Source organism: Anaeromicropila herbilytica (assembly GCF_016591975.1).
In the GTDB taxonomy this organism is placed as follows: Bacteria; Bacillota; Clostridia; order Lachnospirales; family Lachnospiraceae; genus Anaeromicropila; species Anaeromicropila herbilytica.
The window spans coordinates 2,953,360-2,976,511 of sequence record NZ_AP024169.1 but is presented as its reverse complement, the minus strand read 5'-3'; the positions used below and the strand labels follow the sequence as shown (position 1 = coordinate 2,976,511).

The window sequence follows — 23,152 nt, the reverse complement described above, 5'->3', positions numbered from 1 at the left end:
ATGAAGAATAATATACATAAACCAAAAAGTAAAATATGGATGACAATACTACCGATGTATCTTTTCACTATTATATTTATTGCTGGGCCATTAATCTATATGGTTGCATTGAGTTTTATGACAAAAAAAGATGTTTGGGGAGTAGTAGCCCAGTTTTCAACTGCTAGTTATCAAAAGATCCTAAAACCTGTTTATATGAATACATTTATTCAGTCTATAAAGCTGTCTTTTGCAACTACAATAGCAACGTTAATAATTGGATATCCCTTTGGATATTTTATGGCAAAACTATCGGAACGATATAAAAAATTGGTAATGTTTTTAGTAGTAGTTCCATTTTGGACGAATGCACTTGTAAGAATGTATGGATGGATTATTATATTTCGTAGTAATGGCGTATTGGATCATATTTTAATGAAAAGTGGATTGACAAGAACCCCGCTTAAGCTGTTGTATTCATATCCAGCAGTTTTGATCGGAATGGTGTACTCTTTGCTACCATTTATGATCTTGGCGGTCTTCTCGAGCACAGAGAAAATGGATTGGAGTATTGTGGAAGCGGCTAGAGACCTTGGTGCTTCAAGATTACAAGCATTTCTTACCATTACGTTAAAGGTGACATTACCAGGAATCTTATCAGGAATCATCTTAGTCTTTATACCATCTATGGGCCTTTTCTTTATAGCGGATATCCTTGGTGGTGGAAAGGTGATGCTAGTAGGTAATCTGATACGTGATCAATTGTTTACAACAAGGGATTGGCCTTTTGCAGCAGCATTATCGGTAGTGTTAATGATAGTAACATCGCTATTCATATGGATTTATCGAAAGATTACACATGTAAAAGAGCTTGAGGGAATCCTCTAATGAAAGATTAGGAAAGGAAATAACAATGAACTTCACAAGAATTCATTGTATTAGGTTTACTATGAAGAATAGAACAAAACTACCCAATATCTATCTTACAATTTTATTAATTGTAATGTACCTTCCAATAATAATTGTTATTATCTATTCCTTCAATAATTCAGAGCAATCAACGATATGGGGAGGATATACGTTAGAATGGTATCACAAGCTATTAGATGATTGGACTTTAATGGAGGCACTAAAGAATAGTCTGGTACTAGGAATATTAAGTTCATTAGCGGCTGGAATCATTGGTACAATAGGTGCCGTCGGCATGACAAAAGTTCATTTGAGAAGTAAAGGAATCATGGAATACATATCAACACTTCCAATTATGATACCAGAGATTATTTTAGGAATGGTATTTATGGTATTCTTTTCATTGTTAGGCCTTCCCTTTGGAATGGTTACACTGGTTATTGCACATACATCATTCTGTATTCCTTATGTATATATGATGGTGAAATCAAGATTAGTAGGAATGGAGCAATCTTATGTTGAAGCAGCGAGAGATCTTGGTGCATCAGAGGTTCGTGCTTTTATCGATATTACAATACCACTTATCTTACCAGCTATTATATCAGGAATGTTATTATCATTTGCTATGTCGTTAGATGATGTGGTGATTAGTATATTCGTGACAGGAGCAACAACCAATACATTGCCGATTAAGATATATACCCAATTAAAGACAGGTATTACTCCTGAAATAAATGCATTAAGCACATTAATGTTAATAGTTACATTCCTAATCGTATTCATATCAAATCGAATTAGGAAAAGAAAAAGGTATTAAATAAATATCAGATGATTCGAGGGAAAAAATCCTTATTTTAGTTTACTGAGTGTATATTGATGTATGTTATGAAAGGCTTTTGTCCCACGAATCATAATAAATCGAAGACGACGAATGTAAGAAAGGTTGAAAGAAAATAAAGATAGAAAGGAATGCCACAGGGTGATTCTTTCAACCTCATTTCTTGTGGCGGTAACATATCGGAAAACTGATGTGTTATACATGGATTAAATATGAAAGGGAAAAAAATAGTTGCAGTTTTGTTAATCATGACACTAGCGGTATCATTACTAACAGGATGTTCCGGTAAGAAAAAGGAGGTACTTAATCTGTATACTTGGGCAGACTATGTTCCGCAAAATGTAATAGATGGATTTGAAAAACAAACAGGAATTAAAGTGAATTATTCTAACTTTGAAACAAATGAGGAGATGCTTGCAAAGTTGGAGAATACAAAGGGTGGAGATTATGATGTAGTAATAGCTTCTGATTACATAATAAAGATAGCTAAAGAAGAAGGCTTAGTATCGGAGCTTAATAAAGAAAAGATTAAGAATTATCAGAATATTGATCCAATCTATCAAGGATTCTTTTATGATAAAGATAATAAATATACAGTTCCTTATGCTCCAGGGATACCTTTGATTGTGTATAATCCAGACCAAGTAAAGATTGATATTACGGGCTATGAGTCCTTATGGGATCCATCTTTAAAAGATAGTGTGGGAATCATGGATACAGAGCGTGTTGTCAATGGTATTGCGCTAAAGACATTGGGGCAATCTTTTAATACCGAGGATCTAACTATGATCAAAAAAGCTGGAGATAAGCTTCTTAAATTAGCAGATAATATTCGCATCTTAAGTCAAGATCAGACACAAGATTATTTAATAAGTGGTGAGATTAGCGTAGCGTTTTTATTTACTTCTCAAGTAGCAAAAGCTTTAAAAGCAAATCCTAAATTAAAAGTGGTTTATCCAAAAGAAGGCTTAGGATTTGGCGTTGACTCTTTATTTATTTCATCAAAAGCACCAAATAGTGACAATGCGCATTCTTTCTTAAACTATTTGTTAGAAGGAAAAGTTGGAGCAAAAGTTTCTTCACAGATATACTATTTGTGCCCTAATAAGGCTTCCTATGAATTTTTACCAAAAGAATTCCAAAAGAGCCTTGTAATATCAGCTGATGATATAACAAACGGAGAGTTTATTCAGGACGTAGGAAAGAAAGCAACAGATTTACATAACGAAATATATACAGCATTCAAAGCGGCTCTTAATTAAAATAAATAAAAATGGTAATTTATAGATAAATATTGCATATAATATAGTAAGGTGTTTAATAAAACGAATAAAATAAATATAAACTTAATAAAAAAATAATAAAATTAGTATTTTACTTTACATATTGCATTTCATAAATAGTGGTGATACACTCAATGGTAAATTAAGTTAATAAGACGAAGAGGTCAAGACAATTATTGTTTTGATCTCTTTTTTTATTCTTAAGGAAGAACTTGTCGTGTTCAATGCTCAGGTAGAATATGCTTTTAAAATTATGAGATTTATATGGAGGTGAAGAGATGATTCGTGGGGAGAGAGAATTTAAGAATAAGAATGGAAAGGCGGTGGCAATTTTTCTACTCTATATATCGGCACTTATGATAATGTTTTCAGGTGCTTTTTATAGTTTTTATAGCGTAATAAATCATATCACGTTAAAAGTAATAAGTTCTGAAATATCGGGTGCGGTATTCGGAATACTTGTATTGTATTTAGGCATTCGATATTACATTGCGGTTTTGAAGTTAAGAGTAGATGTATGAATGAAACATCAAAGTTCTCATGGGATAATTTTAAAAAGATAAATATTTTTCATTTAAAAAGTTATAAATAAAGAAAAATTAAATTAAGGAAGATTGAAATTATGAAGGGTTGAAAGGAGGCAAATTTATGGGAAAGACAAATAAAATCGTACTTGTAGTTTTAGTAATTGCTGTGCTATCTGGAGTATTAGCATTTGCGGTATCACCAAAGGGAGGTGCTGATCCAACAGGAGCATCTTATATTGCCACTACTGGTAAAGAGACATTAACAGATGTAGCAACAACAGCAAACAAAGCTTATTATGGTGCAAATTATACTTGGATTATGATAACTGGATTTATGGTATTCTTCTTCCAATGCGGATTTGCAATGGTTGAAACTGGATTTTGTCGTGGTAAAAATGCTGCACATACTATGACAATGAACTTTATGGTATTCTTGGTTGGAGCAATAGGATATTTCTTAACTGGATTCGCAATACAATTTGGAGGTTCTGGTGGAGCTGCAGGGCTTGGAAGTGGTGGAGCAGCATTGAATGGAATGTTATCAATACCAGGACTTGGAGGAATTATGGGTACCAAAGGATTCATGCTATCAAGTGGTGGAACATATGATGCTGGAATCTATGCATTATTCTTCTTCCAGATGGTATTTATGGATACGACAGTAACGATTCCTACAGGTGCAGTAGCAGAGAGGGTTAAATATTCTGCGATTGTAATTACCTCCTTTTTCATATCCATGTTCTTATATCCATTCTTTGGTAACTGGATGTGGGGTGGTGGTTGGTTAGCTACCTTAGGTACGAAGTTTGGTTTAGGTCATGGCGCGGTAGACTTTGCAGGGTCTGCAGTCGTTCACTCTATGGGTGGAATGCTTGCCTTGGCGGGATGTATTGTAATTGGACCTAGAATTGGTAAGTTTAAGAAAGATGGAACATCAAGGGCTTTCCCAGGACACGATATACCTATGGCAATAGTAGGTACAATAGTTTTATTCTTCTGTTGGTTCTCATTTAATGCAGGTTCAACCTTGAATGCATCTGATTTTAGATTGGCTGTTGTAGCTACGAACACAATGATAGCAGGAGCAATTGGTGGCCTTGTGGCAATGTTTTATATGTGGATTCGATATGGAAAACCAGACCCATCCATGACTGCAAATGGTGCTCTAGCTGGATTGGTTGCAATTACAGCACCTTGTGCTTATGTAAATGCTATATCAGCTTTTATGATTGGTCTTGTGGCAGGGTTGCTCGTATGTCTAGCTGTTCCATTTATTGAGAATAAATTTAAATTAGATGATCCAGTAGGAGCCATTTCTGTTCATGGTGTAAATGGAATCTGGGGTGTCTTATCCTTAGGTTTATTCGCAGATGGTACTTATGGTGATGGAGTGAATTTAGTATCAGGCGGAGTAAAAGGTTTGCTCTATGGTGATGCATCACAGTTTGCAGCACAAGTAATTGCAGTTGCAGTGATTATTGTATGGGGATTTGGAGTATCTTATTTGTTCTTTAAAATATTAGATAAAGTATGGGGAATTCGTGTGAAGCCAGAAGATGAACTTGCAGGTCTTGATATTCCTGAAATGGGTGTATTAGCTTATCCTGACGTAGAACTTGTAAAATCAGAGATAGATTTTAATTCAGCTGATAATGCACCAATCAAGCAATTAAAAAGATTTGAGTAATACAAATACTAATTGAAACATATATGAAGAAAGAAATTGATAATTAATTATAAAAGAAATATAGATTGAGGAATTTGTGTAGTATAATGGAAAGTAAGTAAAAAGCTACATGAAAATATGGGCGGAAAGTGAGGAGATTATATGAAGAAATTAGAAATTATTATAAGAACTGAGAAGCTAGAAGAAGTTAAAAAAATATTAGAAGATAGCAAAGCAAACGGGTTAATGATTACCAATATTATGGGATATGGTAATCAAAAAGGTTATACACAAATCTATCGTGGTACAGAATATACAGTTAATTTATTACCAAAGATTAAGGTTGAAACAGTGGTAGCAGCAGATATTGCAGAAACTATTATTGAAAAGGTAGTGAATGAAATTCAAACTGGTAAATACGGAGATGGTAAGATTTTTATCTATGACGTCGAAGATGCAGTAAGAATTCGTACTGGTGAACGTGGTGAAGAAGCGTTATAAAAGATTAATGGTAAGAGAAAATGTTACTAGTCATAAGATTAGTAACATTTTTTTGCTCTTATATAGATATTAAATAAATTGAATATACAAAAAAGAAGCATAAATATACAGTTTGCAGTATAAATAGACATTAAAATATCACTTTTGTTTTAAATGGTTAGTATATAAATAACATTCAATAAAATAGGTGTTTTGCCAATGTTATGTATGTTGTATATTATTTGATCATGGTTTATAATAGTATATGATATTACTTTGATGCTCAAAGTAATATGAATAAGTATACTAATATAGATAGAAATACTAAAAGTAAATTAACCAATAATTTCTTTGAAAGGAGAATTTCATGAGATTTAATACAATAAGTAGTAAAATGCTAACTGTTCTATTATCTGTAATTATATTATCTATGGTAGTTATCAGTTTCACAAGTTATCATAATAGTAAACAAATTATTGAGGAGCAAATTACTCATAATATGGATGCAGAACTAAAAAGTATCATGACAGATATTGAAATGAAAATGCAAAAAGTATCAACCATGACAGAACAAACTGCAAGAAATGTTGGTACTACATATTCAACTACTAAATTGAAACAATATGAAGAGATGTTGGGAAAGGTTATTTTCGATAGTGATTTAGTAATTGGCAGTGGTATCTGGTTTGAACCATGATGCTTATAACAATCTAATTATGAACTCAAACCATCTATTATCTTTTGTAAAAGAAACAGTCACACCGGATTATCAGATGTTTGTAGATGTTGCGAAACAATATGGGGTAGATGCTTTGAATATTGAGAAAACTGCAACTAAGATTGCAAATATGACAATGAATATTGAAAAGGTCATTGGAGAAGTTGGAGAAGCAATTGAAAATATTGCAGATGCTTCACAAAATACCGCACAGAATAGCAGAGTAATTATTCAAAATATTGATAGTCTAGGAGAACTTGTTGATAAAATTGGGACTATGGTATCAAATGAAAAAGAGATATCTGATAGTTTAGAAACAATGGTAAATAAGTTTAGATTGTAATTATATAATTATGCTTGGCGTGCAGAACCTTTGGTGTCTGCACGTTTTTGTGAGGATATAACAATTGAATCGAAATATTATAATATATCTTGTAATAAGAGAAGATATATATAAGTAGAACATATGGAATACATTAGATGGATTGATAAATGTTGACTGAAGTACTAAGTTAAACTAGACACTTTTTGTGATAGAAGATATAATACTAATAAAACTATAAAAGGACGATATACGACACTATGCAAAGCCTTGGAGATGAAAGGATAAATAGTAAAAAGACAACAGCAAGACTTTTAATTATGATACTATTTATTATACTAATATTTTATATATGCTTGATAATGAATAAAAAAATCGAATATTCAACCACTGCTAAAAATGGATATATAGATTTATCGAATAATAATTTGAATAATTTTATAACTGAAATTGATGGAGAATGGAAATTCTATCCTATGGATAATACAAATGAAGAACCTATTAATATTATGGTACCTGGGCGATGGAATGAGAATAATAAGGTTGCAAGAAAAATGGGTAGGTATGGTTATGGTACTTATAAGTTACAGATAAAGGTACCCAAGAGCGGATATTATGGTTTAGACCTACGCTATATTCCAAGTGCCTATGAAGTGTATATTAATGGGAGGTTTATTGCATCAAATGGGGTATTGGGTAAAAATCTAAAAACAGAAACAGCTTCATGGAGGTATCAAACACTTACGTTTTATACAGAAACAGTTGATGTTAATATAGAGATAAAGATATCGAATTACCATAATAATAAGGGCGGTATTATTAGTAGTATTCTACTAGGGCAAACAAATAATATACAGAATAATGTTCATGAAGGCATTATAAAAAGTGCAATTATAATAGGTGTATTTGCAGGTCTTGGGCTATATTTGATACTTCTTTATCATTCGGATTTGAAGAAATTTAATTTTTTACATGTTGGCTTGTTTTGCCTCTCGTCAATGCTACTTGAATCAATTAGTGATGTGAATATACTAAACTATTTATGGAGTGATATACCTTTTAATCTTATTACGAAACTACAATATTTTGCATTTGTTACGGGACTTTTTTCTCTGCAATTTTTTATAAGGTCAATTTATAGAGAACAAACATGTAAAAAATGCTGGCGCATTATTTCAACAGTAAATGCATTGTTTTTATTAGCAGTTATAATATTTCCAATTCGAATCTTTGTATATGATGATTCAATATATATGACAATTCTTATACTAAACTTAATAAACATAATGTATACCTTGATTAAAGCAATTCGTAGAAGAAAGAAGCACTCCATTAAATTAACATTTGGTTTTATATTTATGGTACTTACAATAAGCATTGATATTCTGTCTGCGAATAAAATATATTTGGCATATGTATCTGCTGGAAATTATAATTTAGGGCTTTTGTTCTTTGCAATCTGTGGAATCTATGTATTATCAGAAGATATAATAGAAGCCTTTATAAGTTCAAACCAAGCCAAAGATATGGAGATTGCTTTCCTACAAGCGCAGATTGCACCACATTTCTTTTTCAATACTTTAAATAATATTTATTGTATTATGGGAGAATCTGTACCAACAGCAAGAAATTTAATTTTGGATTTTTGTAATTTTTTAAGAGTAAAGCATAAATTTGATTACCGCGAAAATGTATTTTACACATTGAAAGAAGAACTAGATTTAATTAGGTCTTATTTTCGATTAGAGAGTGCTGCTTATGGGGATGCAATTCAATTAGCGATTAAAGTTCCTGAGGAATTCGAGGGCATAATGATTCCGCAATTAATCTTACAACCTATTGTTGAGAATGCGATAAAGCATGCAAGAATTCATAATAATATTACTATTGAAATACAAGCAATAAAAATAAAGGATAAACTTCAATTAATGGTATCAGACAATGGCGTAGGAATGAGAGAAGAAATACTTGCTAAACTATTAGATAAAGATTGCAAGTCTGGTATTGGGCTTAAAAATATTAATGATCGATTAATAAAGTGTTATCAAACAAGATTAAATATTAAAAGTACTGTTAATGTAGGCACAAAAGTGTTTTTTGAAATTCCAATTATTAAGGAAGTAAAATAATTAATAATAAATCAATAAGATGATTAAAATAATTTAGGATGGCAGGTTAGTGGATACATGGATGTAAGTATGAAAATTGTAATAGTGGATAATGAAAAAAATGCTTTGAATTATATGGTAGATATTATAAAGGATTATGATAATATATCTTTGGAAAAGGTATTTCTAGATCCGATAGAAGCTTTAGTTTATTTGCTGAAAAATCCCATTGATGCTTTATTTCTAGATATTGAAATGCCAAGTATCAATGGAATGTATTTAGCAGAGCAGGTACTTAATGTATATCCGAATACGAAGATATGTTTTGTTACAGCATTTAATGATTTTGCTGTAAAAGCCTTTGAGATGAATGCAGTAGATTATATTTTAAAGCCTTTTCAAAAGGAAAGAATAGATAGTGCACTTTATAAAATGAGATTACAAAATGAGATTCATAATAGCGTGGAAAGATTAAGTAATGAATATAAATATGAATTAGATATTATTTGTGGATTTGATGACGAAGATGTAGTGCTTATACCTTTTTATGATATTTATTATTTTGAAGTAGTTAATCGATTAATATATATACATACAAAGGATAAAATATATAGAGGTAATAAAACGTTATGTTTCTATGAAGATAAGTTAAAGAAAAGAAATTTCTTTCGTGCTCATAAATGCTATATCGTAAATCTTGAAAAAGTATCAAAATTTAAGCCGAGAATCAATTACACTTATGATATGTTTCTTAAAGATAGCAATGATGTAGTGCCACTCAGCAGAGGGAAAGTTAAGGAATTAAAGGAATTTTTTGATTTTTAAGAATTCGTTATGAAACGTAATAAACAATGAAATCAACCAAAAAGACAAAATATTTGCATATTAGACAAAACACCACAATTAATGAGAGTATTATGATAATATTCTATTGTAAATGAAATGAATAGATACGTAATGCATTTAAACTAAAATTAATCTCAATAAGATACTTTGAGGGGAGTATTTTTATAGAGCGATGAACAAATGACATTGAATTATAAGGTATGAATACATTAAGGTATTAATTTTCATGTAATGATAAGAGCTTGTACATTGGCCGTGGGAAAGGTTATGTACAGCTCTATTTTTTTTATTCGAGTTTATTGTTGGATTAAGTAATACATAGATAATTAATTTACATAAAGATAAACGGTTATTTACCAATAATTAATATATAGTTTACATTCTCTAGTTACGCTTAAGAAAAGCAAAAGAGGAGATTAACTATGAAAAAATTAAAAGAAAAATATATAAATTTACCAATTAAGAAAAAATTACAAAATACATTCCTTTATATTGGACTAATTACTTTTATTATTGTCATTGTAGGCTTAATTGGTTTTGTACATCTAGATTCTAAAATCAATCAGTTTCATACAGGTCCATATACTTTGGACTCCAATGTTCTAAAAGCTCAAATATCACTTCAAAAAATAGTAAATAATATTCATCGTGCTGCAATGGCAAAACAACAAAGTACAATGGATATGTATATTAATGAGTCAGAATTAGAATATCAGGTATTTGAAAAATCAGTAAATGTTATCGATAAAAATATAGAGCTACTTACCAAAACGAAAGAAACAAAAAATATTAAATCTTTAAGAACAGAAATGGATAAAGGAATTCGATATCGTGAACAAATAGTAAAAAGTGCAAAAAATGGTGATAGTAAAGAAATATATAGTACATATAAAAATGATTATGCACCTATTTTGGATCATATCGAATCAGAGCTTGATCTCATAAGTATCAACTCCAATCAATATGCTAGCATATTCACTAAAGAGGCTGATTTTGGTATAATAATTAGTATTGTCTTATTTATTATCCTTTTTTTACTAGGAGTCATAGGTACATTAAGGATTACAAAAATCGTAATAAAGAGTATAACGTTACCAGTTGAAACGATAAATCAAGCTATGAAGAGAGTTGCTATGGGAGATTTATCAATCGATATAAATGTAGATAGTGAGGATGAACTTGGTACATTATGTAATTCAATTGATCATACAATACTACAGCTACAAGGCTATATTATTAGTGTAACAACAGTTCTTAATTCTATGGCTAATAAAGATCTTACAGTTAGAGTAGATACAGATTATATTGGTGATTTCATTCCGATGAAAGATGCATTAAATAAGATATCTGATTATTTCAATAATATACTTAAAAATGTTAGAGATTCCTTTGTAATGATTCGAGAAGGAGCAGAACATATTGCACTATCATCGAAAGAATTATCCATAGGAGCAACAAACCAAGCAGAATCTATAGCTTTATTAAAAGAAAAAATACAATTGATTGTAGAACAATTACATGAGAATGCAGTAAATACGAAGCAAATGAGTGAATTATCTTATGATATGAAGAAAAGAGCAGAAGAAGGTAGTAATTATATGTCCTCCTTAGTGGATGGATTCGATACGATAGCTTCTAGGACAAAAGAAGTATTAACTGTAATTGGATCGATTCATCAGATTGCAAAACAAACAGAATTGTTGTCACTAAATGCTTCTATAGAAGCGGCAAGAGCAGGAGAAAATGGTAGAGGATTTGCCGTCGTGGCTGAAGAAATGGGCAAATTAGCTGAACAGTCACAGATGGCAGCAAAATCATCGGAAGAACTAATAAAAAATAGTATACAGTCCATTTATGATGGTGAGCTTCTTATTGAGGAGACAAATAGTAAATTTAAAGGTATACTTAATGCAACTTTGAATACAACAGAATTTGTAGATATAATACAAAAAGCAAGTGATAGAGAAAAAGAATCACTGAATGAAATATTAGATTTCGCTGAAAACTTAATGATGGTTGTTGATGAGAATACAGCAGCTTCTGAAGAAGGCTTATCTACAAGTGAAGCATTTGTAGCTCAAGCTGAAATATTACAGTTATTGCTTAGCGAGTTCACTTTATAAAAATAATCGAATATAAGGAAGATAGATGCATCGTCATCTATCTTTTTTTATTATGTAAGAGTTCTTCTAGAACTGTAATATAACTTAAAAAAAAGAATATATATAAAATATATTCGTAAAAGGATCGTGCATAGATTGTTAGATAGATTACAAGAATGGCAATTATCAAAGTTAAAAAACAGCAATAACATTCATTTGGACAAAGAGAATCTAAGTATACAACAAAATACTGATAAAAAGAAGTTAAATGCGATATGGTTAGAGCTAACTGGATGTTCTGGTAATATCATTTCATTCATGGATGCAGAAAATCCAGGGTTATATAGCACTTTGACTAGCTTAGTGAATATTACGTTTAGCAATACACTAATGGGTGCAGAAGGTGAAAGTGCATATGAAAAATTTTTGAATACATTAGATACAGAATTTGTATTATTAGTAGAAGGCGCAGTTTCAACTGCGGACGACGGTATGTATACCATTGTTGCAAATTATAAAGGAAAATATATAACAGCTTTAGATGCAATTAGGTTAGCAGGCGAAAAAGCAAAATATGTGATTGCAGTTGGTACTTGCGCTTCTTATGGAGGAGTATCAGCCGCTGCTCCCAATCCATCTGCCTCAAAGAGTGTAAAAGAAGTTCTAGAACGAGAGATAATCAGGCTTCCGGGTTGTCCAAGTCATCCAGATTGGGTAATTGGAACTTTAGCTTATCTTGTTAACTTTGGACAAATACCAGAATTAGATGATGAGGGCAGGCCAAAATTATTCTATGGAGTAACAATACATGATAACTGTACGAGAAGAGGATTCTTTGAAAGTGGTATTTTCGCTGAAAAATTCGGAGATGAAGGATGCATGATTCGGATAGGATGCAGAGGGCCAATCACGAGAACGGATTGTCCAAGAAGAAAATGGAATGGTTATGTCAATTGGCCAGTTGGAAATAACACAAACTGTATTGGTTGTGCAAATCCTGGATTTCCAGATGCTATGGAACCGTTTATAAGAAATTAATATGGATAGGATGGCGATAGGAGGAGATAACTTGGCCAAAACAATTATTATTGATCCAATAACAAGAATCAGTGGATTTCTAGAAATATCAGTGAATATAGAAGATGATACAATCGTGGATGCCAGAACTAGTGGGCTATTGTATCGTGGTTTTGAAACGATACTAAAAAATAGATTTCCCTTTGACTCAATATTTATAACTGAAAGAATCTGTGGAATCTGTTCGACTGCTCATGCAGTTACAGCAGCATTAGCAGATGAGAATGCACTTAAGATTGAAGTTTCTTTGAATGATCGTTATCTTAGAGATTTAGTACATGGATTTGAAATTATGCAGAATCATTTAAGGCATTTCTATTTATTAAGTATGCCTGATTATGCGAAGATTAACAGCGTAAAGTTGGCATCGGATCAAATGTATCACGATTATCGTATACCAGAAGATATTAATCAAAATATTGAGAGACATTATGTAGAGAGTATTGAACTTAGTAGAATGGCTCACGAAGGAGCAGCGACGCTTGGTGGTAAAGCACCTCATAGCCATGGTATTTTTGTTGGAGGTATTACTGTCAATATTGATCCATATAAATTAGAAAAAGTACGTTCCATTATAGAAAAGCTTCTCGCATTTGTTAGTACGAGTATGAAAGAGGATGCAAATGTTTTGGCAACATATTATCCAGATTATTTCGAAAAAGGTATTTCCTATCCGAATTATATGAGTTATGGGATGTTTAATACCTATGACGAGGCAGAAATCACTTACGTGAAACCAAGTGTTTTAATAGAGGGTGTAATAAGTCCGTTGAATCCAGACTTAATAACGGAACAAGTGAAATATGCTTGGTATCAAACGGATAATCCAACGGTTGCAGATACGAAAAAAGAAGACGCCTATTCCTTTATAAAATCTCCTCACTATAACAATCTTGCTATGGAAGTTGGGCCACTGGCGAGACTTAAAATAACAGGTGATTATAAAGGGGGATCTTCCTGTTTGGATAGAAATATTGCTAGAGTAATGGAAACAGAAAAGATATTAAGGATAATGGTTCAAATCGTAACACGCATTCAGCTTTTAAGAAGTAATCAGAAGAAATATGAGATACCCCAAAATGCCGTAGGTGCTGGTCTTACGGATACTTCAAGAGGAACTCTAGGGCATTGGGTGAACATAGAGAATCATGTCATTCAACATTATAATATAATTACACCATCTGTATGGAATCTTTCAACTAAGAGTAATGAGGGGATGGCAGGTGTTATCGAAAAAGCATTGATTGGAACAAAGTTAAATAATATAGATGAACCAGTTGAAATTGGGCGGATTGCAAGATCATTTGATCCATGTGTATCTTGTGCCACACATATCATTACAAGGGAAGGCACTGATAAAACCATTGATATTCTAGTCTAGTGAAGAGGCGGGTAGATAATGAGTGTAAAAATTATAGGATTAGGAAATACGTTGATGAAAGATGATGGAATTGGCATCGAGGTATTAGAGCAAATAGAAAAAAGCTTTAATGCAGATATACTTCATAAGAATTTTGAATTCATCTATGGAGAGACAGATATATCATATTGTATTAATAGTGTTGTATCAGAAGATCAGCTTTTTATAATTGATGCTTCCTATCTTAAGAAAACTCCGGGTGATATAACTACTATAGCAATCAATTCTTTGGATACAAATAGAAAAGTATATTCACAACATAGTTACAATTTTCTTGACTTATTAAAATTGTATTACCCAAAAGTGACTGGATACATATATGCTATCGAAATCTATGAAATAGGTTATGGTATCGGTATTAGTGATGTTCTGAGAAGTAAATTCAAAGATATTGCTGATAACGTATCAAACAATATATTAAGGTGTATATCAGAAGGGAGCAAAGATAATTAATGGCAAGTATCACAGATTGCATTCGAAATACCGTATATCAATTTAAGAATGATATGGATTATTATAATAAGATGTTGGCTTTACCCTTAACGAGCGAAGAGAAGGATTTATATGAGAATCTAATTAATAGTAGGACAGAAGCCTTGATATATCAAATAGGAAATTTAAATGGTGTAGAGCAATGTGAGAATGAGGATAAAGATCAAGTACTAGAGGAGAATTCAGGTAATATCAATAAAAATGTGGTCCCTTTAGAAGAAAATCAATCTGAGGAATTAATAACAAATAATATTATAAACGGAGAAGATAGTACATATGAAGAAATGCAATTAAGTACACAACAGATTAGGCAATTATCTATAGATGATTTAACATACTTTAATGGTAAAAACGGCAGAAAAGCATATATAGCAGTAGATGAAATTATATATGATGTAACAAACGACTTATCATGGGGTGCACATAAACACTCATTAACATTAGGGAGAGATCTGAGTAATTTTTATCGTAGAAAGGAAAAGAAAGAAGAGCTTTATCATTTGCCAATCATCGGTATTGTAGTTAGAAAGTAAGGAAGGGATAACCATGCATGATACGATTTTGCTACAAAAGATAACAGATGAACTTGAAAGGTTATGTGAGAATAATAAAATAGAAAAAGTAAAAAAAGTATCGATTACTGTAAATGAACATAGTCATGTGAATAGAGAAAATTTATATGAGCATCTTGTAGAAATGAATCAAAATTTCTTTGGACCATGGACCGAGATAATTATTAATAAACAAGACATTAAGGAGCAAACGGCCATTCTAGAAAGTATTGAAGGAGAGGTCTTAGAATTGTAGGGGATATGAGAATAAGAAGATATTGCATTAAAGTCTACGGAATTGTTCAAGGGGTGGGATATCGCCCCTTCGTGTATAAGGCAGCATTGAAATATAAGATTAGTGGCTTTGTTAGAAATCTGGGAGGAATGGTACTGATTATCTATGAGGGGGATATTGAGAATAGGAAGGATTTTCTATATGAGGTGCTTCATCAATGTCCGCCCTTGGCTAGCATCGAAAAAACGGATATATTATTAAATAATATTCAAATTATTGTAGATAAAAAAGTACGACTGGTTCGTAACATATACAATCAGAAGGAAGCATTTGTAATTATGGAAAGTGCGGTGAATGATAACAAGATACGTTTTATACCACCTGATATAGCAATATGTAAAAAGTGTCAAAGTGATATGAAAGATAAAAATCATAGATATTATCGGTATCCATTTACAAATTGTACAGAGTGTGGGCCAAGATATTCTATCATTAAAAGCTTGCCATATGACCGAAGTACAACAACTATGAATGAATTTAAGATGTGTATGGAGTGTCAAAAAGATTATGAAAACATCAAAAGTAGAAGATTCCATGCAGAGCCTACTTCTTGCAATCAATGCGGTCCTAGGCTTTGGATGACTGACAAGTATGGCAATGAATTAATATGTGAAGATGTTATTAAAGAAGGAATTCGTAAGTTAAAGGAAGGAAAGATACTTGCTATAAAAGGAATTGGTGGTTTTCACTTAGCATGTGATGCATTAAATGATGATGCTATTCATAATCTTCGAGATAGAAAGCATAGACCAAGGAAGCCATTTGCAATTATGGTGAGAAATATCGAGGTTGTAAAACAAATCTGTGAGATGAATGAAAAGGAAGAAGAAATACTAATGAGTGAGAGAAGGCCTATTGTTATACTAAAAAAGAAACGACAATCTCAATCACTTCGATTGCCCGATACAATAGCTCCAGGGAGTAAAAGCCTTGGGGTTATGCTTCCATATGCACCAATTCATTATCTTTTACTAGAAGAATTAGACTATCTTATAATGACCAGTGCTAATATTAGTAGCATGCCATTGGAATATAGGAATATAAGTGCGATTAAACATTTAAAGGATGTTGCGGATTATTTCATTCTTCACAATCGTAATATTTATATACCAATTGATGATTCTGTTGTAAAAGTCCTCGATGGTACAGAAATAGTATCAAGGAGAGCCAGGGGTTATATCCCTTATACATATAAAATACAAACCAAGGAAGAAATTCTAGCATTTGGTGCGGATATGAAAGGTTCAATATGCGTTTCAAATAATGAATATTTATATTATAGTCAATATCTTGGTGACCTTTGTGAAGTTGAATGCTATCGGAATTATAAAAAAATATTAAACCATTTTAAGACTATATTTCAGATAAAACCTAAAATAGTAACATATGATATGCATCCTGCTTATATCAGTAGAAGTTTAGCGGAAGAATATGAGACAAGGTGGAATACGAAAGCGATAGGAATCTATCATCACCATGCGCATATGGCGAGCTGTATGGGAGAACATGGACTAGATGAAAAAGTAATTGGTGTCATATATGACGGAACTGGGTATGGTACGGACGGGGCTATATGGGGTGGTGAATTCTTAGTTGGTGATTATAAGAGCTTTCATCGAATGGGGCATCTTGATTATCTCGTAATACAGGGAGGAGAAGAAGCAATCAATAACCCATGGCGAATTCTTGTATGCTATCTTGAACAATTAGGGTTTGATGCAATGAAGTTAGTTCGTAATGCCTCAGAAGATTCGATTGAATTATTAATACAACTCCTTAATTCTAACCTTATGTGCCATACTACCTCTAGTATGGGACGACTATTTGATGCAGTATCAGCTCTATTGGGTATCTGTTATCAGAATACATATGAAGGTCAAGCTGCAATTGAACTTGAAAATGAATTAGATGAGATGGATATTTGCATCTACCTAGAAGAAATTAAGATTAACAAGAATCGTAATATGGATTACCAGAAAAACCAGAATAATCGATATAGCTATCAAAAGCAATATAACCAGAATGATGAACAATTAATATATCCATTTGAAATTATATGGAAAGACGGTACTTATCTAATCAAATTAGAGAAGATATTTGAAGGAATCATACAAGATATTGAGAAAGGTGAAATTAACTCTAGAATATCATTTCGCTTCCATAATACCGTAATTGAAGCTAGTGCTCAAATGATTGATAAAATATCTGAAATAACGGGAATTCGGACAGTAATTCTATCAGGTGGAGTATTTGAAAACCGGTATTTACTAACGATGTTAAATAATAAATTGAAGATTAAAGGATATCAAGTGTATTATAACCAACAGATTCCGACTAATGATAGTGGTATATCTTATGGACAAATTTTTATAGCGAATGCAAAATTCGATGAGAGAGAAGGAAATTAATCATGTGTATTGCACTGCCTGGAAGGATTCAAGAGATCAAAGAGGATTACGCTATAGTAAGCCTCATGGAGACTGAAAGCGAGGTCAATATTGGACTAATTGAAGATCCTAAGGTTGGAGATTATATTTTAGTCCATGCTGGATGTGGTATACAAAAGATTGAAGAACATTATTATCATGAGGTTCAGGAGTTGATGTCAGAATGGGTAAGTACCTTCGAATAGAAGAGATGCTATCTAGTATTCATAATATGGATGGTGACAGTTATACAATAATGGAGGTATGCGGAAGTCACACAGAAGCAATTAAAAAATATGGTATAGGTGAACTGGTAAAACCACAGATTCGATTATTATCTGGACCTGGATGCCCAGTATGTGTAACATCTGAGGATTATATTGACAAGGCAATAGAACTTACGAAAGTGAAAGATATCATAATTACAACTTTTGGAGATATGCTTAGGGTAAAAGGAAGAAAAGAAAATCTATTAGAACAAAAAGAAAAAGGACGAGATATCAGGGTACTTTATACACCGATTGATGCCATAGATTTAGCAAGGGCTCACATGAATAAGGAGATTATATTCCTTGCAGTAGGCTTTGAGACTACTGCACCAATTATTGCACTCGCAATAAAGAAGGCAAGGCAAGAAAAGTTACATAATCTTTCTTTCTATATTGGATTAAAAAGAATGAAGCCAATCTTACGTTATATTTTTAATGATTCAGATCATGGTATAAAAGGCTTAATCTGCCCTGGACATGTTGCGTCAGTTGTAGGTGAACATTATTTTGAATTTATAAGTAAAGAATATGGTATTTCAGGAGTGATAGCTGGATTTGAATCGAAAGATGTCGTTCAAGCATTATATTATTTATCTCTTAATAAAGAAAAATCTGGATATTTTAACAATCTATATAGACAGTGTGTTTCATATCAAGGAAATCAAAAAGCAATCGAGTTAATGGAAGAGGTATTTGATGACTGCGATGCTAAATTAAGAGGGATTGGAATAATAGAAGGTGCAGGATTCCACATTCAAAAGGAATATGTAGAATATGATGCTAGTGTGAGATATCAGCTTGAAGAACACAACGTGAATAAAATGACAGATAAAGAAATAAACAAATGTCAAGACATAAAGCGGAATAAATGTGTATGCAGCGATATACTTCTTGGAAAAAGTGAACCTAAGGACTGCCCTTTATATGGGGGTAAATGTACTCCGGAACATCCAGTAGGTCCTTGTATGATATCGGGAGAAGGAAGTTGTGCGATATCTTATAAATATCTGGTGTAAAGGATTGAGAATAATCTAGAATTGCATATTATGATTCGCCTAACAAATGCTCTTTTTCAAAATCTAGCATGGCATATTGCATAGATTAGACTAAAAAGTCATATCTTGGGCAAACCCTATTATGAATAAGCATGAGAGGAGAATAGAATGGATGAAATAATAAAGCTCATTCATGGGGATGGGGGAAAACATACATCTCAATTGATTGAAGAGATCTTTTATAAGAATTTTCAGAATAAATATTTATTGGATCAAGGGGATGCTGCAACATTTCAGTTAGGCAATGAACTGATTAGTTATACAACGGATTCTTTTGTTGTAAAACCAATCTTTTTTCGAGGTGGGAATATAGGTAAGCTTGCAGTCTGTGGTACCGTGAATGACCTTGTGGTATCAGGTGCAACTCCACTTTATTTAAGCACAGGATTTATAATTGAAGAAGGTTTTGAGAGAAAAAAGTTAGAGAAAATAGTTGAAACAATGAGAGACATGTGTACTCAAGCAAATGTATCAATTGTTACAGGAGATACCAAGGTTGTAGAAAAGGGAAGTTTGGACGAGATTGTAATTAATACGAGTGGAGTAGGTGTTAATTATTCAGGGTATAAAAAGAATAAAATTGATGCTGGAGATAAGATTCTAATAACAGGCGGTATAGGAGAGCATGGGACTACAATAGCTGTAGATAGGTATCACATGAAGATTAGTGGAGACTACCAGAGTGACTGTGCCTTATTAACACCGTTTTTATCTGTTGTTAATGAATATAAAGAGGCTATTAAATGTATGAGAGATCCGACAAGGGGAGGAGTGGCTACAGTACTTCATGAATTCATGAAGACAACTGAATATGGAATCTGTCTTTATGAAGAAGAGATACCGATAAAACCAAGTATACGAGCAGTTAACAAGTTATTAGGATTTGACCCACTTTATATGGCTTGTGAAGGAAGAATGGTATTAGTTGTAAAGCGTGAGGAAGCGGATAAAGTACTGAGGATGCTACAAAGCATAGAGAGTGGAAAAGATACATGTATTATAGGAGAATTTGCTCAGATGGAGGATAAAATGATATATTCAAGAAATTCGTTCGGAGGTAAAAGAATCATTCCTGAACTTGTTAGCAGTATCTTACCTAGAATATGTTAGTAAAACATAAATGATTATGGTAAAATATGCACATATACTTCCAAGTGAAAAATTCAAAATCTTTATAATCAAGTGGAGATTAGCTGTTAACTGGGAAGTTTTAAGTTATAAAAAATACAATGATAAATACAAAGAGAAAGGTACTGGTAAAGAAATGAAAGTTACGGTAATTGGTTGCGGTAGATGGGGATCCTTTATCGCATGGTATCTAAATCATATAGGTCAAGATGTAATATTATATGGAAGAGAAGGCTCAAAACATATGAGTGAATTCGCCATGACTCGTTCAAATGGCATGATCACTCTACCAGAGAGTATTATATTAGAAACAAATCTTTCGAAAGCTTTAGAATCAGAAGTCATAATAATCTCAATTAATTCTCAAGGTTTAAGAAATGTTATGAAAGAAATTGAAAATTATAAAGTGAAAAACAAAAAATTTGTATTGTGTATGAAAGGGATTGAGATAGAGACAGGAAAAAGATTATCCCAGATTGTAAATGAAACGTTAGAAGAGAATAGTTCTGTATCAGTTTGGCTTGGTCCAGGACATGTGCAAAATTTTTATCAGGGGATACCAAACTGTATGGTTATTGATTCGGAATGTGAAGCAGATCAACAATTTCTTGTTACTTCGTTTTCGAGTGATTTAATTCGCTTTTACTATGGCGATGATATGATAGGTAGTGAAGTAGGTGCCGCTGCTAAAAATGTAATAGGAATTGCAGCAGGAATGCTAGATGGTATGAATCTCTCGTCATTAAAGGGTGCATTAATGTCAAGGGGAACGAGAGAAGTTGCCAGGTTAATAAAGGCGATGGGAGGCAAGGAGCAATCTGCATATGGACTGTGTCATTTAGGAGATTATGAAGCAACAGTTTTTTCAAAATATAGCCATAACAGAAGTTATGGTGAAGCTTTTGTAAAAGGACAGGAATATACGAATCTAGCAGAAGGATATTATACTGTGAAAGCAATGATTAAATTAGGATTAATGTATCAAGTGGAATTACCGATTTGTGAGGCAGTGTATACAATGTTATATGAAAACGGAGATTGTAAGAAAGTATTACAAGAATTGTTTGATAGAAGCTTAAAGAAAGAATTCTAAAGTTGGTTATGGTGTCAAAAGTCTTATTTTAGTTTACTGAGTGTATATCGCTGTATAATTATGAATTTTAGCTACCTTTCCCTCTAGCATCATATTTTTTACAAGCCTCAAAACAAGTAAAAATACTCACTTATGTTCGTATTTTTACTTTGAGTCTTGACAAAATATAAACGATACTTTCGGCCGGACTACGCCAAAATTAATAATTATACATCAATATACACAATTAAGATTTAGAATGACTTTTGACGCCCTAACCAAAGTTTGTTAAAAGAATTCTAGTAAGACGTTGTATGATATGACTATAAAATAAAACCCATGCAATTTTAATCTGTCAGGATATCAAGATTATCTATAAAATGATTGCATGGGTTTTACTAATCTGTAAATATGTAATATAAATGAAAAGAGTTAATTACATTTTCTAAAAATATCTTTTCTTTTAAGTCCATTTGCCTTAATCTGCTTTCTCCAACCGAATTCAGCAGCTATTTTGTATGCGAGTCTAGGAAAGTTTGCAGAAGTAACAATGATTTCTTCACTTTTCCTATGTACGATATTACTTACAAAAGGTTCAAAAGCTTTCCCTAGGTTCTTTTTAGGGCCATGACCAAGTGGAACTTTTTTTAGGCCAGCAAGCATTCCACCAGCACCAACTCCAAGTCCTTGTCCCCAGATAAGACCTGATTTTATGCACCAATTTTTCAATATTTCGATTGCTATTATATTTTGCTTTCCTTCATGAAAGCCGGAATTACTAATGCCATATACATGAATTGTCTTAGGAACATTAGGGTGCGCCCCTATATATTTTTCAAGTTGAATCATACAATTCAATAAATGTGAAGGAATACCATCTACATAGAGAGGAAAAGCAAATACCCAACAATTACATGAAAATAGAGATTTAATGTCCTTTTGATCAATCTGAGGTTTTAAGAATGAAAAATGTGTAACCTTTATATTAGGATTCTTCTTTAAACATTCTTCTAAATCTTCTAAAATAACTTCTGAGGCGCTATTCTTATATTTAGGGCTTCCGTTAATAAGTGCTATTTGCATAAAATTATACCCTCCATTTCTTTAGTAACCTTATAGAAAGAAACATCATAGGAATCTAAATCCAAATTAATAGAATTTGCTTTTACGAGCTTGTTAGCAGTATTCTTTTCATCCTCTGTGATTTCTCCATAGAAATGAACATGTAGGTTAATCTTGTTATCATAGCGTCTTTTGTGGTGCATCTCGCCATTTATAAAACGAAAATAAGGATGAACATAAGAAATACTACGATCTAATACGCTTTTAACAAAAGGGCTAAAACCGCCATAACGACAATTGCTTACTATGATTAATTCGTTGCATTTTGATAAATATTCACCCATGTTACCATATTTATCGCGAATGGAACATTTGGAAGGAGTTTTAACCCAACAACCAAAGCATCCAATACAATGGTGGATGGTGGATTCGTTTGATGTGATTTTTGTATCCTCAGGTAGTGATGGGAATGCGCTTTGAAATACATCACTTTTTAAGTCGTGAATTAATAATTTCATAGAATGTCT

The 23,152-nt window shown here is 32.3% G+C and carries 23 protein-coding genes; 21 read left to right on the top strand and 2 right to left on the bottom strand.

Features of this window, described 5'->3' with window-relative positions:
- The 21 genes from bsdtb5_RS12910 (at nucleotide 1) to bsdtb5_RS12810 (ending at nucleotide 21,584) form a co-directional block, all read left to right on the top strand.
- Nucleotides 1–867 (top strand): ABC transporter permease, encoded by an 867-nt coding sequence (locus bsdtb5_RS12910; protein ID WP_271712397.1) that lies wholly within the window; start codon nucleotides 1–3, stop codon nucleotides 865–867.
- Between the two features lie 61 nt (nucleotides 868–928).
- Nucleotides 929–1,705, top strand: coding sequence for an ABC transporter permease (locus tag bsdtb5_RS12905; RefSeq protein ID WP_271712396.1), 777 nt, complete (start codon nucleotides 929–931; stop codon nucleotides 1,703–1,705).
- Between the two features lie 233 nt (nucleotides 1,706–1,938).
- Nucleotides 1,939–2,988, top strand: coding sequence for an ABC transporter substrate-binding protein (locus tag bsdtb5_RS12900; protein ID WP_271712395.1), 1,050 nt, complete (start codon nucleotides 1,939–1,941; stop codon nucleotides 2,986–2,988).
- 299 nt (nucleotides 2,989–3,287) lie between these two features.
- Nucleotides 3,288–3,530 (top strand): hypothetical protein, encoded by a 243-nt coding sequence (locus bsdtb5_RS12895; RefSeq protein WP_271712394.1) that lies wholly within the window; start codon nucleotides 3,288–3,290, stop codon nucleotides 3,528–3,530.
- Between the two features lie 127 nt (nucleotides 3,531–3,657).
- Nucleotides 3,658–5,223, top strand: coding sequence for an ammonium transporter (locus tag bsdtb5_RS12890; protein WP_271712393.1), 1,566 nt, complete (start codon nucleotides 3,658–3,660; stop codon nucleotides 5,221–5,223).
- Nucleotides 5,224–5,364: 141 nt separating this feature from the next.
- Nucleotides 5,365–5,703 (top strand): P-II family nitrogen regulator, encoded by a 339-nt coding sequence (locus bsdtb5_RS12885; protein WP_271712392.1) that lies wholly within the window; start codon nucleotides 5,365–5,367, stop codon nucleotides 5,701–5,703.
- Between the two features lie 346 nt (nucleotides 5,704–6,049).
- On the top strand, nucleotides 6,050–6,379 hold the full coding sequence (locus bsdtb5_RS12880; RefSeq protein ID WP_271712391.1) for a hypothetical protein: 330 nt from the start codon (nucleotides 6,050–6,052) through the stop codon (nucleotides 6,377–6,379).
- On the top strand, nucleotides 6,351–6,743 hold the full coding sequence (locus bsdtb5_RS12875) for a hypothetical protein (protein WP_271712390.1): 393 nt from the start codon (nucleotides 6,351–6,353) through the stop codon (nucleotides 6,741–6,743). Before bsdtb5_RS12880 ends, bsdtb5_RS12875 begins: the two co-directional genes overlap by 29 nt.
- A 341-nt stretch (nucleotides 6,744–7,084) precedes the next feature.
- Nucleotides 7,085–8,851 carry a sensor histidine kinase gene (locus tag bsdtb5_RS12870; protein ID WP_271712389.1) on the top strand — a complete coding sequence of 589 codons (1,767 nt, stop codon included), beginning with the start codon at nucleotides 7,085–7,087 and terminating at the stop codon, nucleotides 8,849–8,851.
- Nucleotides 8,852–8,920: 69 nt separating this feature from the next.
- Nucleotides 8,921–9,655: a LytR/AlgR family response regulator transcription factor gene (locus bsdtb5_RS12865; protein WP_271712388.1), complete on the top strand. Its 735-nt coding sequence runs from the start codon at nucleotides 8,921–8,923 to the stop codon at nucleotides 9,653–9,655.
- Nucleotides 9,656–10,098: 443 nt separating this feature from the next.
- Nucleotides 10,099–11,799: a methyl-accepting chemotaxis protein gene (locus bsdtb5_RS12860; protein WP_271712387.1), complete on the top strand. Its 1,701-nt coding sequence runs from the start codon at nucleotides 10,099–10,101 to the stop codon at nucleotides 11,797–11,799.
- A 135-nt stretch (nucleotides 11,800–11,934) separates the two neighbouring features.
- Complete coding sequence (locus tag bsdtb5_RS12855) at nucleotides 11,935–12,816, top strand: hydrogenase small subunit (protein ID WP_330611622.1); 882 nt, start codon at nucleotides 11,935–11,937, stop codon at nucleotides 12,814–12,816.
- Nucleotides 12,817–12,847: 31 nt separating this feature from the next.
- Nucleotides 12,848–14,236, top strand: coding sequence for a nickel-dependent hydrogenase large subunit (locus tag bsdtb5_RS12850; protein ID WP_271712386.1), 1,389 nt, complete (start codon nucleotides 12,848–12,850; stop codon nucleotides 14,234–14,236).
- An 18-nt stretch (nucleotides 14,237–14,254) separates the two neighbouring features.
- The gene (locus bsdtb5_RS12845; RefSeq protein WP_271712385.1) at nucleotides 14,255–14,728 is read left to right on the top strand and encodes a hydrogenase maturation protease; all 474 of its coding nucleotides are present in this window, start codon (nucleotides 14,255–14,257) and stop codon (nucleotides 14,726–14,728) included.
- Nucleotides 14,728–15,300 (top strand): cytochrome b5-like heme/steroid binding domain-containing protein, encoded by a 573-nt coding sequence (locus tag bsdtb5_RS12840; protein ID WP_271712384.1) that lies wholly within the window; start codon nucleotides 14,728–14,730, stop codon nucleotides 15,298–15,300. Before bsdtb5_RS12845 ends, bsdtb5_RS12840 begins: the two co-directional genes overlap by 1 nt.
- A gap of 13 nt (nucleotides 15,301–15,313) precedes the next feature.
- Entirely contained in the window at nucleotides 15,314–15,574 is a 261-nt protein-coding gene (locus tag bsdtb5_RS12835; RefSeq protein ID WP_271712383.1) for a hypothetical protein, read from the top strand.
- A gap of 5 nt (nucleotides 15,575–15,579) precedes the next feature.
- Entirely contained in the window at nucleotides 15,580–18,021 is a 2,442-nt protein-coding gene (hypF, locus tag bsdtb5_RS12830) for a carbamoyltransferase HypF (RefSeq protein WP_271712382.1), read from the top strand.
- 2 nt (nucleotides 18,022–18,023) lie between these two features.
- The gene (locus bsdtb5_RS12825) at nucleotides 18,024–18,245 is read left to right on the top strand and encodes a HypC/HybG/HupF family hydrogenase formation chaperone (RefSeq protein ID WP_271712381.1); all 222 of its coding nucleotides are present in this window, start codon (nucleotides 18,024–18,026) and stop codon (nucleotides 18,243–18,245) included.
- Nucleotides 18,224–19,324, top strand: coding sequence for a hydrogenase formation protein HypD (gene hypD / locus bsdtb5_RS12820; protein ID WP_271712380.1), 1,101 nt, complete (start codon nucleotides 18,224–18,226; stop codon nucleotides 19,322–19,324). The genes bsdtb5_RS12825 and hypD overlap by 22 nt, the downstream gene beginning before the upstream one ends.
- Nucleotides 19,325–19,471: 147 nt before the next feature.
- Complete coding sequence (gene hypE, locus bsdtb5_RS12815; RefSeq protein ID WP_271712379.1) at nucleotides 19,472–20,473, top strand: hydrogenase expression/formation protein HypE; 1,002 nt, start codon at nucleotides 19,472–19,474, stop codon at nucleotides 20,471–20,473.
- A 10-nt stretch (nucleotides 20,474–20,483) separates the two neighbouring features.
- Nucleotides 20,484–21,584, top strand: a complete 1,101-nt coding sequence (locus bsdtb5_RS12810; protein WP_330611620.1) for an NAD(P)H-dependent glycerol-3-phosphate dehydrogenase — start codon at nucleotides 20,484–20,486, stop codon at nucleotides 21,582–21,584.
- A 411-nt stretch (nucleotides 21,585–21,995) separates the two neighbouring features.
- Here the strand turns inward: bsdtb5_RS12810 and bsdtb5_RS12805 are convergent, their stop codons facing one another.
- Both bsdtb5_RS12805 and bsdtb5_RS12800 read right to left on the bottom strand, forming a co-directional pair.
- Nucleotides 21,996–22,646 carry a hypothetical protein gene (locus bsdtb5_RS12805; RefSeq protein WP_271712378.1) on the bottom strand — a complete coding sequence of 217 codons (651 nt, stop codon included), beginning with the start codon at nucleotides 22,644–22,646 and terminating at the stop codon, nucleotides 21,996–21,998.
- A complete protein-coding gene (locus bsdtb5_RS12800; RefSeq protein ID WP_271712377.1) occupies nucleotides 22,637–23,143 on the bottom strand; it encodes a flavodoxin family protein in 507 nt (168 codons plus the stop codon). The genes bsdtb5_RS12805 and bsdtb5_RS12800 overlap by 10 nt, the downstream gene beginning before the upstream one ends.
- Between the last annotated feature and the right edge of the window lie 9 nt (nucleotides 23,144–23,152).

Coding starts and splice junctions, on each gene's coding strand:
- bsdtb5_RS12910 (WP_271712397.1), top strand. CDS start 1: ATGAAGAATAATATACATAAACCAAAAAGTAAAATATGGATGACAATA.
- bsdtb5_RS12905 (WP_271712396.1), top strand. CDS start 929: ATGAAGAATAGAACAAAACTACCCAATATCTATCTTACAATTTTATTA.
- bsdtb5_RS12900 (WP_271712395.1), top strand. CDS start 1,939: ATGAAAGGGAAAAAAATAGTTGCAGTTTTGTTAATCATGACACTAGCG.
- bsdtb5_RS12895 (WP_271712394.1), top strand. CDS start 3,288: ATGATTCGTGGGGAGAGAGAATTTAAGAATAAGAATGGAAAGGCGGTG.
- bsdtb5_RS12890 (WP_271712393.1), top strand. CDS start 3,658: ATGGGAAAGACAAATAAAATCGTACTTGTAGTTTTAGTAATTGCTGTG.
- bsdtb5_RS12885 (WP_271712392.1), top strand. CDS start 5,365: ATGAAGAAATTAGAAATTATTATAAGAACTGAGAAGCTAGAAGAAGTT.
- bsdtb5_RS12880 (WP_271712391.1), top strand. CDS start 6,050: ATGAGATTTAATACAATAAGTAGTAAAATGCTAACTGTTCTATTATCT.
- bsdtb5_RS12870 (WP_271712389.1), top strand. CDS start 7,085: ATGAATAAAAAAATCGAATATTCAACCACTGCTAAAAATGGATATATA.
- bsdtb5_RS12865 (WP_271712388.1), top strand. CDS start 8,921: ATGAAAATTGTAATAGTGGATAATGAAAAAAATGCTTTGAATTATATG.
- bsdtb5_RS12860 (WP_271712387.1), top strand. CDS start 10,099: ATGAAAAAATTAAAAGAAAAATATATAAATTTACCAATTAAGAAAAAA.
- bsdtb5_RS12845 (WP_271712385.1), top strand. CDS start 14,255: ATGAGTGTAAAAATTATAGGATTAGGAAATACGTTGATGAAAGATGAT.
- bsdtb5_RS12840 (WP_271712384.1), top strand. CDS start 14,728: ATGGCAAGTATCACAGATTGCATTCGAAATACCGTATATCAATTTAAG.
- bsdtb5_RS12835 (WP_271712383.1), top strand. CDS start 15,314: ATGCATGATACGATTTTGCTACAAAAGATAACAGATGAACTTGAAAGG.
- hypF (WP_271712382.1), top strand. CDS start 15,580: ATGAGAATAAGAAGATATTGCATTAAAGTCTACGGAATTGTTCAAGGG.
- bsdtb5_RS12825 (WP_271712381.1), top strand. CDS start 18,024: ATGTGTATTGCACTGCCTGGAAGGATTCAAGAGATCAAAGAGGATTAC.
- hypD (WP_271712380.1), top strand. CDS start 18,224: ATGGGTAAGTACCTTCGAATAGAAGAGATGCTATCTAGTATTCATAAT.
- hypE (WP_271712379.1), top strand. CDS start 19,472: ATGGATGAAATAATAAAGCTCATTCATGGGGATGGGGGAAAACATACA.
- bsdtb5_RS12810 (WP_330611620.1), top strand. CDS start 20,484: ATGATTATGGTAAAATATGCACATATACTTCCAAGTGAAAAATTCAAA.
- bsdtb5_RS12805 (WP_271712378.1), bottom strand. CDS start 22,646: ATGCAAATAGCACTTATTAACGGAAGCCCTAAATATAAGAATAGCGCC.
- bsdtb5_RS12800 (WP_271712377.1), bottom strand. CDS start 23,143: ATGAAATTATTAATTCACGACTTAAAAAGTGATGTATTTCAAAGCGCA.